The organism is Bifidobacterium angulatum DSM 20098 = JCM 7096 (genome assembly GCF_001025155.1).
In the GTDB taxonomy this organism is placed as follows: domain Bacteria; phylum Actinomycetota; class Actinomycetes; order Actinomycetales; family Bifidobacteriaceae; genus Bifidobacterium; species Bifidobacterium angulatum.
In genome coordinates, this window is the sequence record NZ_AP012322.1 from 310,985 (window position 1) to 325,289 (window position 14,305).

General features: G+C 60.3%; 8 protein-coding genes. 7 read left to right on the plus strand and 1 reads right to left on the minus strand.

Annotated features, from left to right (window positions below; all coding sequences use genetic code 11):
• Window positions 1-141: 141 nt before the first annotated feature.
• Window positions 142-1,554, plus strand: coding sequence for a polysaccharide biosynthesis tyrosine autokinase (locus BBAG_RS01190; protein ID WP_081443795.1), 1,413 nt, complete (start codon window positions 142-144; stop codon window positions 1,552-1,554).
• Between the two features lie 211 nt (window positions 1,555-1,765).
• On the plus strand, window positions 1,766-3,283 hold the full coding sequence (locus BBAG_RS01195; RefSeq protein WP_003827546.1) for a hypothetical protein: 1,518 nt from the start codon (window positions 1,766-1,768) through the stop codon (window positions 3,281-3,283).
• Window positions 3,284-3,404: 121 nt separating this feature from the next.
• Here the strand turns inward: BBAG_RS01195 and BBAG_RS01200 are convergent, their stop codons facing one another.
• Window positions 3,405-5,228 carry an AMP-dependent synthetase/ligase gene (locus BBAG_RS01200; RefSeq protein WP_003827548.1) on the minus strand — a complete coding sequence of 608 codons (1,824 nt, stop codon included), beginning with the start codon at window positions 5,226-5,228 and terminating at the stop codon, window positions 3,405-3,407.
• Window positions 5,229-5,516: 288 nt separating this feature from the next.
• On the opposite strand from BBAG_RS01200, the gene pdxS reads away from it, so the two are divergent.
• From pdxS to BBAG_RS01225, 5 genes are all read left to right on the plus strand, one after another.
• Window positions 5,517-6,392 carry a pyridoxal 5'-phosphate synthase lyase subunit PdxS gene (pdxS, locus tag BBAG_RS01205; RefSeq protein ID WP_033508909.1) on the plus strand — a complete coding sequence of 292 codons (876 nt, stop codon included), beginning with the start codon at window positions 5,517-5,519 and terminating at the stop codon, window positions 6,390-6,392.
• 84 nt (window positions 6,393-6,476) lie between these two features.
• Window positions 6,477-7,097 (plus strand): pyridoxal 5'-phosphate synthase glutaminase subunit PdxT, encoded by a 621-nt coding sequence (gene pdxT / locus BBAG_RS01210; protein ID WP_003827553.1) that lies wholly within the window; start codon window positions 6,477-6,479, stop codon window positions 7,095-7,097.
• Window positions 7,098-7,235: 138 nt separating this feature from the next.
• A complete protein-coding gene (locus BBAG_RS01215; RefSeq protein ID WP_003827554.1) occupies window positions 7,236-10,844 on the plus strand; it encodes an ABC transporter ATP-binding protein/permease in 3,609 nt (1,202 codons plus the stop codon).
• A 212-nt stretch (window positions 10,845-11,056) separates the two neighbouring features.
• A complete protein-coding gene (locus tag BBAG_RS01220) occupies window positions 11,057-13,174 on the plus strand; it encodes a beta-galactosidase (protein WP_033508907.1) in 2,118 nt (705 codons plus the stop codon).
• Window positions 13,175-13,245: 71 nt separating this feature from the next.
• The gene (locus tag BBAG_RS01225; protein WP_033508921.1) at window positions 13,246-14,298 is read left to right on the plus strand and encodes a LacI family DNA-binding transcriptional regulator; all 1,053 of its coding nucleotides are present in this window, start codon (window positions 13,246-13,248) and stop codon (window positions 14,296-14,298) included.
• The last annotated feature ends 7 nt before the right edge of the window (window positions 14,299-14,305 follow it).

Below are 14,305 nucleotides of genomic sequence, written 5' to 3' on the forward strand. Positions count from 1 at the left end.
ATGAATGCCCTCAAGCCGTGAATGGTTTGAGGGCATTGTTACACTTTTGAGCGAGGAAAATAAGAAGGGACTGCTGTGGCTGAAGAGAATGAGAATCAGGAAAGTGGGCAAGGCATCTCGGATGGTAGCAGACCTTCGGGGATTACTTTCGCGGATATAGTTGTGATTATCCGTAAACATATCGCTACGGCAGCGATTTGTTTTGCGGTGATTGTCGGTGTTGCCGGTGCGTATGCTTTTCTCGCGGCACCTCAATATTCTGCAACGGCACAGGTGATTGCCACCTATAACGCTGCGCAGGATGGCGGTAATTCTGACGACATTACGCAGCAGAATACTGGCGGAACCTACGTATCCAATCAAATCAAATCATATCCGACGCTTGCCACTACCGAAACGGTGCTGAAGCCGGTTATCTCCCAGCTCGGTCTTGACGTTTCCGTAAAGGATTTGAGCAATCAGCTTACCGTGTCGAATCCTTCCAATACCGCGTTTGTGAATATCACTGCCACTGCCGGTGACGCCAAACAGTCGGCAACCATAGCTAATGCCGTCGCGGATTCCCTTCGTACTATCGTCGAGCATGACCTATATGCCAAAGGCGCTGCTGCGCCCATTAAATTGACAGTGGTCCAGCGTGCCGCCACGCCTCAGGAACCGAGTGCCCCGAATAAGAAGCTATGCATCGCGGCCGGCGTAGTCCTTGGTCTGATTGTCGGTATCATTGCCGCTCTGTTGAAGGACCTATTGCGCACCAAGGTCGAGGAAGCCTCCGACGTGCGGGGCATCGTCCATGCCTCCGCGCTCGGCTCCATACCGAAGAACGAGGCTTTGGAAGGCACGCGTCCTGTCATCATCACCGAACCCAATGGCTCGGTAACCGAGGAATACCGACGTATCCGTACGAACATCAAATTCCTGGAAGTCAACAAGACGCCCGGTTATGGCCAGCTTCTGGTCATCTCCTCCACGTCGCCCAGCGAAGGCAAAACCACCACGGCCGTCAATACTGCTGCCGTACTTGCCGAGAACGGCGCGAAGGTGCTGCTTATCGACGCCGATCTGCGCCACCCATCCGTGGCCCACCATCTGGGCATCGAGGGCAACGTCGGTTTGGCACATGTGCTGTCCGGGCAGATGGCGCCGGTCGATGTGGTGCAGAATTACTGGAAGCCCAACCTGCATATCCTCCCGGCGGGCAAACGCCCGGCCAATGCCAGCCTGCTGCTGAATTCCGACATGATGAAAATGCTGGTCGACCAGGCGCTGCTGCAATACGATTACGTGATCATCGATACCGCGCCGCTCACCGTTTCCAACGATGCCATCGTATTCGGCAGTTGGACCAGCGGTATTATTCTCGTTACCGCCCGAGGCTTGTGCCGAAAGAAGAATCTTGAGGAGGTCGCGGATTCGCTGCGTACCGCCAAGGTGCCGGTGCTGGGCTTCGTGTTCAACTTCGCCAATCCGAAGAAAAGCCACAATGAGGCCTATTATTACTACTATGAGGATGGGGCGAAGCGCAGTGCTGCAAGGCGAGGCAGAAAACACTGATTTGCTTTAAGACATGCGGAATCATTGGGGCGGTGCCTTACTTGGGGTGCCGCCCTTTGCATATTCGATAGGGAAGTTGCCAAGAGCCGACGGCGAATGTTGCGATATGTGAAAAGAAATGATGGGGCATGGGGATGCCGTTCCTCGTTCGACTAAACTAACCGACGGAATATGCCTGAGGGCAGGATGAGAACAGAACGTAAGGCAGTACATGGACGAGCAGAAATTCACGGGGGAGCCTCTGAATCTCAGTTTTCCGGCGGTACAGAATCAGCAGAAGACGGACAAGCAGGGCGAACGGGTTGAATCGCCCGTGGTGTCGGGTGATATTGTCGACAGCTCTTGGGATTTCGAGCCGCTTACCTTTCCGGATTTTGCGGCGGAAGCGGAGAAGGGGCCGCGTCATGCCGCTCCGAAGCGCAATATTCTGAGTGCTCTTGGTGCGGATACCACGGGTGCATCCGATGCGAACGAACCCGAAAGCCGCGATACCGATGAGGAACCCGATTCGCAGGGGAATGCCACCGTGTTCCTGCCGGAAACGGCATCTTCGGAAGGGACGCATCCCCTTGATCACATGCCCGCAACGCCGGTGACCGTGGAACAGCAGCCGGATCAAGCGCAAGTCTTCGGCGGTGAGCAGACCGTCACATTGCCGCCAGTGGTCGGTGGCGCCGAGGAGTTGGACAATGTGAGCGAATCGGAGGATTCCGGTTCGGGTTCAAGGCGTTCCGCATCCGGTAAGCGTGCCGGAACGCGCAGAAGGAACACCATCATCACCATCGTGGTGCTGGCGATCGTGTTGGTGGTAGGAATCGGCGGCTTCGTGCTGTGGAAGGGCGGCCAGTCCGGGAAACACGATGATGCCGTGGCAGCCTGCTCCGAGGCATCAGAACAGTATGGCAAGGCGAAGAAGGCGTTGAACGCGGCATTGAAGAGTGCCGAAAGCGCCCAGTCGATCACCGCGTCGCAAGTCACGGACGCCACGACCATAGAGCAGCTGAAGCAGCAGGTGAACAACGCCGGGCATTACGGCGAAGCGCAAAGCTGTGCCGCAAGCCGTTCGCTGACCGAACTGAAGAACGGCACCAAGAGCATGGAAACGCAGACCACCGATATGAACAGGAGCGCCGAGGCGATCCGCAAGGCGGTTTCCGCAGTGAACATCAGCAAGACGGCCATGGGCTTCAATTCGCTTAAGGATGCGGTCGCCACCGCCCAAGATCTGATGGACAACAGCAAGGGCGCGGTGAGTGACGAATCCACACGTAGTGCATTGCAAGAAGCGATTGACGCCGCGAATGCCCTGATTTCGAAGAACAGTACGGATGATGCCGCTATTACCAGTGCTCTTTCCGCACTGAGATCGGCAAGCGATAAGGTGGAGAATTCCATGAGCGCTGCGACATCGCAGAGCGCTAGCGGAAACGACGGCACGTACGGCTATGGCACTTACGGCAACACTTACGGCTACAACACCGATGGCTACAACGGGTATGACAACGGCACATACAACGACGGCCAGAATCAGAACAACACCAATACCGGCGGGCAACAGAACACCGGTGGCAACGATTCCGACTCCAAGCCCGATTCCGCCGGCGCCGGTGGAGAAAATGCCGGAAGCAATGGCAGCGCCAATAGCAGCCAGAACGGCACCGGCACAGGCAGCAGCTCGGGGAATGGGAACACTGCCGGCAGCACTCAGAGCACCGGCAATGGCCAGTGAGCTGAATAACCGGCAGGACGTTCAAGCAGCCGGAAAGTAACGGCTATTCCCGGCAAACGCATTGCGCCCTGTGCGCCGGCAACATCCGGCGCACAGGGCGCAATGCGTAACAAAGACTGAATCAGCGCTTGCCGCCGTACAGATCGCGGTCGATCACTTCGGCGAACACACGGTTCACCGCTGGGCGCACGACCTTCAGACTCGGTGTCAGGCACTTGTTCTCCTGCGTGAGCTGGGTGTCAAGCACCACGAACTTGCGCACCGATTCCGCGCGGGAGACTGTGCTATTCGCCGCATCCACGTAGTGCTGGATTTCATCATGCACCGCGGCGTTCAATGCCAGGCGATCCAGCGGGGTGTCGGCGGAAAGATCATGCTTCGGCAGCCACTGCGCCAACGTCTCCGGGTCGAGCGTGATCAATGCGCCGATGAACGGCCGCTGGTCGCCGACTACCACGGCATGCTCCACGATCGGGCATTTGCTGATTTCCTCCTCCAACGGGATGGGGGAGACGTTCTTGCCGCCTGCGGTGATGATGATGTCTTTCTTACGCCCGGTGATGCTGATGCGGCCGGCGTCGTCGATGCTTGCCAGATCGCCGGTGCGCAGCCAGCCGTCCTCGGTGAACACTTCGGCGGTCTTCTCCGGCAGATTATGGTAGCCGCGGAACACGTTCGGCCCCTTGACCTGCAGCTCGCCGTCCTCGCTGATACGTACGGATGAGCCGGGGGCAGGCTGGCCGACTGTGCCAATCACATTGTCGTTGACACGGGTTGCTGCGAACGGCGCCGCGGTTTCCGTCATGCCGTAGCCTTGGATCATCGGCAGGCCGATGCCGGTGTAGAAGTGCGCCAAGTCGAGGGAGAGAGGCGCGCCGCCGCAAGCCACATAGCGGATGTTCGGGCCCAGTGCACTACGCACGGTGCGGTATACGAGCGCCTCGTACTTGGCATGTTCGGCGATCTCGCCAATGGTGTGCGATTCGCCGGCCTGCTCCTTGCGGCTCCACGTGCGTGCAGCCTCGGCGGCTTTCAGGAACAGGCGCCCCTTGAAGCCCATGCCGGCCTTATGCGAGGCGGCGTTATATACCTTTTCGAACACGCGTGGAACGCCCAGCAGGTAGGTCGGGCCGAAGCTGCGCAGATCGGGCAGCAGCGACTTCGTGTCCGGCAGGTAGCCGACCACACCGTCATCGGAGGCGATGGAAGCGTACTGGATGAACCGGGCGAAACAGTGCGCCAACGGCAGGAACAGCAGCAGACGTGGATGATCGTCGAGGACTATCTCGTGCAGCGCCTGGCTGGCGGAGATCGTGATGCTCACGAAGTTGCGGTGCGTGAGCTCAACGCCTTTTGGCAGGCCGGTGGAGCCGGAGGTGTACACGATGGTCGCCAGATCGTCGACATGCACGGAGGCGGTGCGTTCGCCCAGTTCCTCGTCGGACACCGCCACGCCGAGCCCTTCCAGCGCGCCCAGCGCGTTGCCGTCGATCATGAGGATCTGACGCAGACTCGGGCAGTTGTCTTTGACGGAATCGAGACGGTCATAACGTTCGCGGTTGTCGGCGATGGCAAGTTTGACCGCGGAATCGTTCATGATGCGCTGCGCCTGGGAAGCGGAATCGGTGTCGTAGATCGGTACGCTCACCGCGCCCACCGCAGCCAGCGCGAAGTCGAGAATGCCCCATTCAAGACGGGTGGAGGAGAATAGCGTCACCGCATCGCCTTTGGCGATGCCCAGCGCGATCAGGCCCTTCGCGGCGGAGACGACGGATGCATGGAATTCGCCGGCGGTGATGTCCTGCCAGCGCCCGGGGCCGAGCTTTTTCGATGCGATCACCGTGTCTGTTCCGGTGCGTTCGATGCGCCGGGTGAGCAGGGAATAGATGATCTGGTCGTCGTCCAATTCGATGGATGCGCCGGGAGTGGTGTATTCGGAGAGCATAGATATCCGCACTTTCTTTGTGTCTCAGGCGATTTTGCCGCGCTTCCTTTCAGGTTACGCTTGCGTAGGTTGCGACACGTTGTGAAGCGCTCCAAAAACCGCGCTGATGTTTTGTCGGGTGCGAAATGGACGGGGGCGGGGAACATGGATTGCATCAGTACGGTGGGCAGGCCGCCGTAACACAATAGTGCCTTTGCACATTACAATGTGGTCGTAATGCGTGCCGGGGGCGTCACTTCCCCTAGCATGAGGTGGACAGCCATTGTAAAGAATCGAAGGGAAACGATTGTGGCCGAGAACCGTAACGAACTGAACAAGAATCTTGCCCAGATGCTCAAGGGCGGCGTGATCATGGACGTCACGACCCCGGAGCAGGCGCATATCGCCGAAGACGCCGGTGCCTGCGCGGTTATGGCGCTGGAGCGCATTCCCGCCGACATCCGTGCGGCCGGTGGCGTGAGCCGTATGAGTGACCCGGCAATGATCCGCGGCATCCAGGAGGCCGTGTCCATTCCGGTGATGGCCAAGGTGCGTATCGGTCATATTGCCGAAGCCCGCATCCTGCAGGCCATTGACATCGATTACATCGACGAGTCCGAGGTGCTGAGCCCGGCTGACGACGTGTACCACATCGACAAGAACCAGTTCGACGTGCCGTTCGTGTGCGGCGCCAAGAACCTGGGCGAGGCTCTGCGTCGTATCGCCGAAGGCGCCGCGATGATCCGTACCAAGGGTGAACCGGGCACCGGCGACGTGATTCAGGCCGTGCGCCACATGCGCACCATGAACAAGCAGATCCACGAGCTCGTCTCCCTGCGCGACGACGAAGTGTACGAGGCAGCCAAGCAGCTGGCCGTTCCGTACGATCTGGCCAAGTACGTGCACGACAACGGCCGCCTGCCTGTGGTGAACTTTGCCGCCGGCGGCGTGGCCACCCCGGCCGATGCCGCCCTGATGATGGAACTCGGCGCCGAAGGCGTGTTCGTTGGCTCCGGCATCTTCAAGTCCGGCGATCCGGCCAAGCGCGCCGCCGCCATCGTCAAGGCGACCGCCAACTGGCAGGACGCCGATCTGCTGGCCGAACTGTCCGCCAACCTGGGTGAGGCCATGGTCGGCATCAACGAGGACGAGATCGAAACCATCATGGCCGCTCGCGGCGAGTGATCCGTCGCCCAATAGCCATTTCTGCAAGAACGGGCAGCGGAGACGCTGCCCGCTTGCATACGAAGCGAGAGTGGGGAAGCCCTTATGGTCGTAGCTGTTGAATACATTTCCAAAGAAGAATCCGAAGATGTGGAATCCGTCAAGCATGGCGTGACCGGCATTCTTGCGGTGCAGGGGGCGTTCGCCGAGCATGCCGCCATGCTCGATAAGCTCGGGGCGCCGTGGAAGCTGTTGCGCGCCGCCGAGGATTTCGACGAATCCATCGACCGGGTGATCCTGCCCGGCGGCGAAAGCACCACGCAGGGCAAGCTGCTGCATTCCACCGGTCTGTTCGAACCGATCGCCAGGCATATCGCCGCAGGCAAGCCGACATTCGGTACCTGCGCCGGCATGATTCTGCTGGCAAAGAAACTCGACAACGACAGTAATGTGTATTTCGGTGCTCTTGATGCGGTGGTGCGCCGCAATGCGTATGGACGGCAGCTGGGCTCCTTCGCAGCCACCGCCGATTTCGGCGACATCAAGGATTTCCCTCTGGTGTTCATCCGCGGGCCGTTCGTGGTGTCCGTCGGTTCCGAGGCGACTGTTGAGACCGAGATCGACGGTAATGTGGTCGGTCTGCGGCAAGGCAGGATCCTCGCCACGGCGTTCCATCCGGAACTTACCGAGGATACCCGCATCCACGAGCTGTTCCTCAGCTTGTAAGATGCTTGTGAATCCGGGAACGGATTCTTTTGTGCGTGCCGCCCGTCTTCATTACAGTGAAGACGGGCGGCATGCATTTCCCTGCCGAAACGGCTGTCGACTGCCGTATGGTCGTCGATATGACAGAAACGGGTAGATATGTTCGATAAGCGGTTGCTCCGACTGGCTCCAGGCGTCACTAGGCTGATCGTCGGTAAGGTCATCTGTCAGTGGATCGGTCTGCTGGCCAATGTGGTGTTTATGATCACGGTGGTGGCCCTGTTCGGCGATGTGCTTGCTCCATGGCTGCAAGGCTCCGATAATCCGCCATTCGTTTGGATTCTGACGATCTGCGTGGTAACGCGCTATATCGCCACCGTGGTTGCCTCGCATTTGGGCAGCGAAGCCTCCGAGCGGGTCAAACTTGCGTTACGCAGCAAGCTGTATCGCAAGATGCTGGCACTTGGACCGTCGTACTCCACGCGGGTGAGCACGTCGGATGTCGTGCAATCCGCGGGCGAGGGCGTGGAGCAGATACAAAGCTTCTTCGAACTGTTCCTGCCGCAGTTGTGCTATGCGATTGTGGCTCCGATCACCTTGTTCGCGGTGGTGGCCCCGCTGAATATGCCTACCGCGCTGACCTTGCTGATCTGCGCGCCGCTTATCGTGCTTATCGTCGGCATGGTGGCGATGAGTGCGTCGAAGGCGTTCAAACGGTATTGGGGCGGGTATACCGATATGGGCGCCGCTTTTCTTGATGATCTTCAGGGTCTGGAAACATTGAAGGCCTTTGACGCCGATGCTCGAGCGTCGCGTGATCTGAACGAGAAAGCCGAACGGTTCCGTGTGATGACCATGAAGGTGTTGCAGATCCAGCTGCGTTCATTGGCCGCGATGGATCTGGTGGCTTATGGCGGTACGGCAGTCGGCATAGGCGTGGCCCTGTGGCAGTTTGCCACGACCAAGACGCTGAGTGTGGCCTCGGTGGTGCTTATCGTGCTGTTGTCGGCCGAATTCTTTATCCCCCTACGGCAGCTGGGGTCGTATTTCCATGTGGCGATGAACGGCATGACCTCAAGCAAGCGCATCTTCGCGTTGCTTGACGCGCCCGAGCCCGAACGAGGGGAGGGCACGCTTGCCGGCGTGGGCAAGTCGATTGTCGCCATCGCCTTCGACTCCGTAAGCTATGCCTACGATTCCGGGGATCGGGAGAAACCGGCGCTCGACGATGCCTCGTTCTATGCCGCTCCCGGCCAGCTTACCGCCATTGTTGGTGTTTCAGGGTCGGGCAAGTCCACGGCCGCCGCTTTGCTGGCCGGCATACGTTCCGGGTATTCCGGGTCGATCATCGTCAACGGCACCGAACTTTCGGGGCTTTCCCCAAGTACGTTGTCCCGCACGGTTACGCTGGTCGGTGCCCGAAGCCATTTGTTTGCGGGCACATTGCGCGAGAATCTGCTGATGGCCAATCCGAAGGCCGATGAGAAGGCCATGTGGAACGCGCTGATCGAAGCGCGTATCGCCGGTTTTATCCACGGCCAGCCCGGCGAACTCGACATGGTCATCGAGCCTGATGCGGCGAATCTTTCCGGTGGGCAACGCCAGCGCATCGCCATAGCGCGTGCGTTGCTGCACGATAGCCCGGTGTATGTGTTCGACGAGGCGACCAGCAGCGTGGACGTGGAAAGCGAGAATCTGATTCTGCATACCATTCACGATCTGGCACATCGTAAGCATCGGACGGTGATTATGATCACGCATCGTATGGCCAACGCCGAGCGTGCCGATCATGTGGTGGTGCTTGACCATGGTCATGCCGTGCAAACCGGCTCGCATGTTGGCCTGATGGCGATTGGCGGTGCATACGCGAAACTGTATGACGCGCAGCGCGATGTGGAACGGTTTGCGGACGTGAGCTCGGGCGGTGGCGATTCCGCCTTCGCCTTCTCGGATTTCTCCACAGCCGGTTCCGCCGTGAAAACCTCCGACGGCGACCGGAGCTGTGGGCAGAGTACCGATTCGCGGAAATACTCCACGTCACAGGTTGTGGGCCGTCTGCTGCATGAAGCGAAGCCGCTCGCCGGGCTTATGACCGCGGCGTCGCTGGCCGGCACCGTTGGGCATCTGGCGGCGACTTTCCTGCCGGTATTCGCTGTTATGACACTGTTCGCGCTGTCGGGCAAACCGGTGTGGGGCATGTCCGCGGCAATGGCTGCGGCGCTGATGGCGTCATGCGCGGTGGTCCGCGGCGCGCTCAGGTATGTCGAGCAGTATCTCAACCACAATGTCGCCTTCCGACTGCTTGCGCTGTTCCGGTCCAAAGCGTTCGAAACGTTGCGGCGTCTGGCGCCGGCAAAGCTCGCCGGCCATGGCAAGGGCGATCTGATCGCCATGGTCACCACGGATGTGGAGCTGCTGGAGATTTTCTTCGCCCACACCATTTCGCCCGTGGTGATTGCGGTGGCGACTACGGTGGTGACGGCGTTGGCCGCATTGACGTTGAACCCGTGGATGGCGTTGCTGCTGCTTGGCGCGCATCTGGTCATCGGCGTTATCGTGCCGAGGGTCTTTGCCGTGAGCGTCCGTCAGCTGGGCCCTGGCATTCGTGGACGGGCAAGCGATCTTGACGAGGCGATGATGGACGATATGCGTGGACTTGGCGAGATCATCGGCTTCGGGTGTGGCGAGGAACGGGTTGCGCGTATCGAGGACCGCACCAAGCGGCTTTGGTATGAACGTGCGAAACTGAGCAGGCGTAACGGTCTGTTTTCAGGCATCGGCGGCATTCTAGTCATGCTGTTCACCTTGGCCGGAGCCGCAGTGGCGCTCGGTGTGATCGGGCAAGGCGGCGGGGTCGCACAGCTGATGACGGCGTTTGTGCTTATCGTCAGCTCCTTTGCTCCTACGCTGGCACTTGCCGCATTGCCGGCGAACCTCAGCCAGACCTTCGCCTCCGCACGGCGGCTGTTCTCGCTGATGGACGAGGCGCCGGCCGTGCAGGAGACCGGCCATGGCAAGCCTCGCTACAAAGGCATGGCAGTGGACCATGTCACCTTCTCGTATGCATCCGATGCCAAACCGGTGCTCGACGACTTCTCCCTCACCGTGCCGAAACATGGCGTTTTGGGCGTGCAGGGGCCTTCAGGCAGGGGCAAGTCGACGATGGTCAAACTGTTGATGCGCTACTGGGATCCGCAATCCGGAGAGGTGCGCATGTCCAATGAGCCGTTGGGGAAGATCGACGCCCACCATCGCCGCAGGGTGCAGGCGCTGATGGGGCAGGAAACGCACCTGTTCGATGGGACGATCCGTGACAATCTGCTGCTGGCGATTGCGGATACCGGCTCGCTGACGGGCGTGGTTTCCGGCGATTCGGCGCAGGTGGGTCATGATGGCGCTCGTGAGCAGTGTTTGCGTGACGCATGTCGTAAGGCCTCCGTGCTCGATTTCATCGACTCGTTGCCGGAAGGGTTTGACACTCCGGTGGGCGAGTTGGGCGATCGTCTGTCCGAAGGCGAACGTCAGCGCATCGGATTGGCACGTGTATTCCTGCGCAAGGCGGATCTGGTGTTGTTTGATGAGCCCACCAGCAGGCTTGACGCGTTGAACGAGGCGATTATTCTTCGTTCCATCGATGCGCTCGCCCACGAGGAACATCATGATCGTGATCGGTCCGGGCGTGGCCGCGGGTATGGGGGTAAAGCGGTGGTGCTGGTGTCTCATCGGGCCAGTGCCATGCGGATCGCCGACCAGGTGGTCAGCATGTGATGGCTGCCGACGCACAGCACGATGCGTGAGTCTGTCGATCGCCTGTAATCGTGGCGCAATGTGCCGGTTCGTTCGATGCGAACCGGCACATTGCGTAGGGGCTTAGATGTGGGCCCATGCCGTTTGACAGCTGGTGGTACAACTGTGTATCATTGGCGGTTGATACACAGTTGTACCACTTGGGCGCAATGAGATTGCAAAGGAACGGACTCATGGCACATCGCAGAACTTTCCATTGGCCATCGCTACTGACCGAATCAGGACGAGGCATCGCATTCGGAGGAGACTACAACCCCGACCAATGGCCGGAAGACGTGTGGGACGACGACATCCGGCTCATGAAGCAGGCCGGCGTCAACACCGTCGCCCTCGCCATCTTCAGCTGGGACCGCATCCAGCCGGAAAAGCACCGCTGGGAATTCGGCTGGCTCGACTGCATCATCGACAAGCTTGGCAAGGCCGGTATCGCCGTCGATCTGGCCTCCGCCACGGCCACAGCCCCGCTGTGGCTGTACGAGCAGCACCCCGAGGTCCTGCCGCACGACAAGTACGGGCACCCCATCAATGCCGGGTCACGCCAGTCGTGGAGCCCCACCAGCCCGGTATTCAAGGAATATGCGCTCACGCTGTGCCGCAAGCTTGCCGAACGCTACGGCACCAACCCCTATGTCACCGCATGGCATATGGGCAACGAATACGGCTGGAACAACCGCTACGATTACTGCGACAACGCGCTCCACGCCTTCCGCGCCTGGTGCGAGCGCAAATACGGCACCATCGAAGCGCTCAACGCCGCCTGGGGCACCACGTTCTGGGGGCAGGAGATGAACGGCTTCGACGAGGTGCTCATCCCGCGTTTCATGGGCGCCGACTCCATGGTGAACCCTGGTCAGAAACTGGATTTCGAACGGTTCGGCAACGATATGCTGCTCGACTTCTACCGGGCCGAACGCGATGCCATCGCCGAGATCTGCCCCGATAAGCCGTTCACCACCAATTTCATGGTCTCCACCGACCAGTGCTGCATGGACTATGCCGATTGGGCGAACGAGGTCGATTTCGTGTCCAACGACCACTACTTCCATGAAGGCGAATCGCATATCGACGAGCTGTTCTGCTCTGACGCGCTGATGGACTCCCTGGCGTTGGGCAGGCCATGGTATGTGATGGAGCATTCCACGTCGGCAGTGCAGTGGAAGGACCTCAACATCCGCAAGCGTAAAGGCGAGACCGTACGCGATTCCGTGGCGCATGTGGCCATGGGCGCGGACGCCATCAACTTCTTCCAGTGGCGGGCCTCCGCGTTCGGCGCCGAATCCTTCCACTCCGCAATGGTGCCGCACGCCGGCGAGCATACGAAACTGTACCGCAGCGTATGCGAGCTGGGCGCCGCGCTTAAAACGCTGGGCGATGCGGGCGTGCAGGGCAGCGAACTGGTGCGTTCCGATACGGCGATCCTGTTCAGCGCCGAATCCGAATGGGCTACGCGCAGCGAAACACTGCCGAGCAAGAAGCTCAACCATTGGCATGATGTGCGCGACTGGTATCGTGCCTATCTCGACGCCGGGACGCGCGCCGATATCGTCCCGTTGAAATACGACTGGAGCGGCTATGCGACGGTGGTGTTGCCGACGGTGCTGATGCTCAGCGCCGCCGATACCGCGCGCCTGGAACGTTTCGTCCGTGACGGCGGCACGGTGGTGGTCGGCTATGCAAGCGGCCTGATCGATGAGAACTTCCATACGTGGCTCGGCGGATACCCGGGTGCCGGCGACGGCATGCTGCGCACCATGCTGGGTATTCGCGGCGAGGAATTCAACATTCTGGGCGCACAGGCCGAGGGGGAGCCTAGCGAGATCCGCCTATCCAATGGCATGGTCACCCGCCTATGGCAGAACGATATCGCTGTGGATGGAGCCGATACGGAAGTGCTGGCAAGCTACGCCGGCACACAGGCCGACGAGTGGGAATTGGACGGTACCGCGGCGATTACGCGCAACCCCTATGGCAAGGGCATGGCCTATTTCGTCGGGTGCGACTTGAACGTGGCCGATCTCGCTGTGTTCGTCGGCGACCATCTGACTGTCGGCCAGGCCTGCGAGGCAGGCGACGGCGCCGACTACGACCCGACCATTACCCTGCATACCGAGCGTGCGAGCGCCGAAGCGATCTTCGACTTCTACCTGCCGCGCGGCAAGAACGAGACGGTGGTCAGCGGCATTTCCGGCGAACCCGTGTATCGCTTCCAGTGCGATGAAGGCGAGGCCCCGGGCGTCTACACCATTCGACGCAACGGCGTACTCGTCGTGAAACGATACAATCGGCAGTAGCGGTATGTTGCCGTTCGGCGTTGTAGACACAAGCCCACGGCAGTCAACGAACCCTATGATCGGAGGCGGTGTTGAGCGAGATCGAACCCGGCAGGAAACGTGTCACCTTGCGTGATGTGGCGCAGGAAGCCGGCGTTTCGCTGAAAACCGCCTCCAATGTCATCAACAATGCCGGGCGCATGTCCGATGAGACCAGGGCACGCGTGCAGGAGGTCATCGGCAGGCTCGGATACCGGGTCAACGTGTCGGCGCGCAATCTGAACCGCAACAGCACCGGCGTCATCACGCTTGCCGTGCCGATGCTGACGCCGCCGTACCTGGCGGAACTCGCCAATCGCATTATCGAACAGGCGAGGTCGGACGACTACCTGGTGTACGTCGTCACCTATGGTGGGCAAAACGCGCAAGGGGCGCGAGAACTGCTTCGCAATTTCAACACCACCGTGTCCGACGGACTGATCCTGTCCATGTCGGAGGATGAGAGCCTGACCGCGCAGGATCTGGACGTGGACTATCCGATGGTCGCGGTCGGCGCACGTGACGTGTGGGGCGTCTGCGACCATGTGACCTGCGATGACGTGCAGGCTTCGCGTATGGCCGCCTCCTACCTGTTCGAGCGTGGAGCGCGGCATCTGGCCGTGATCGGCAGTCGTGGAATCTACGATGAGCAGGCCGCGTTGCATGCCACCGACGGCAATGCCGGGCTCCGTTTGCGTGGAGTGATCGAAGCATGCCGTGAACGGGGAACAAGCCTCGACCCCGAACTGGTGGTCAGCGGCGGCGACTGGGCCATCGGCTGCGGCTATAAGGCCATCCAGCGGCTTATCGACGCCGGCACGGAGTTCGACGGCGTGGTGGCGTTCAACGACCAGCTGGCCATCGGCGTGCTGTCGGCGCTTGCGGCGAATGGCATCAGCGTGCCGGGCCAGGTGCAGGTGATCGGATTCGACAACATCGAGGAGGCGGCCTATCTGCAGCCGCCATTGACCACCATGGATTCACGGTTCGATGCCATCGTGCCCGCGGTAAGTGCTCGCATGCTGATGCGCATCGCCGGGCGGAACGTCGAGCCTGAGCTTATGCGCATCCCCTCACGGGTGATCGCCAGATCCACCACGCGGTAGCAGGCCC

Excerpts from the sequence above, each read along its gene's own strand:
- BBAG_RS01195 (WP_003827546.1), top strand. The coding sequence starts at position 1,766 with ATGGACGAGCAGAAATTCACGGGGGAGCCTCTGAATCTCAGTTTTCCG.
- BBAG_RS01215 (WP_003827554.1), top strand. The coding sequence starts at position 7,236 with ATGTTCGATAAGCGGTTGCTCCGACTGGCTCCAGGCGTCACTAGGCTG.
- BBAG_RS01200 (WP_003827548.1), bottom strand. The coding sequence starts at position 5,228 with ATGCTCTCCGAATACACCACTCCCGGCGCATCCATCGAATTGGACGAC.
- BBAG_RS01220 (WP_033508907.1), top strand. The coding sequence starts at position 11,057 with ATGGCACATCGCAGAACTTTCCATTGGCCATCGCTACTGACCGAATCA.
- pdxT (WP_003827553.1), top strand. The coding sequence starts at position 6,477 with ATGGTCGTAGCTGTTGAATACATTTCCAAAGAAGAATCCGAAGATGTG.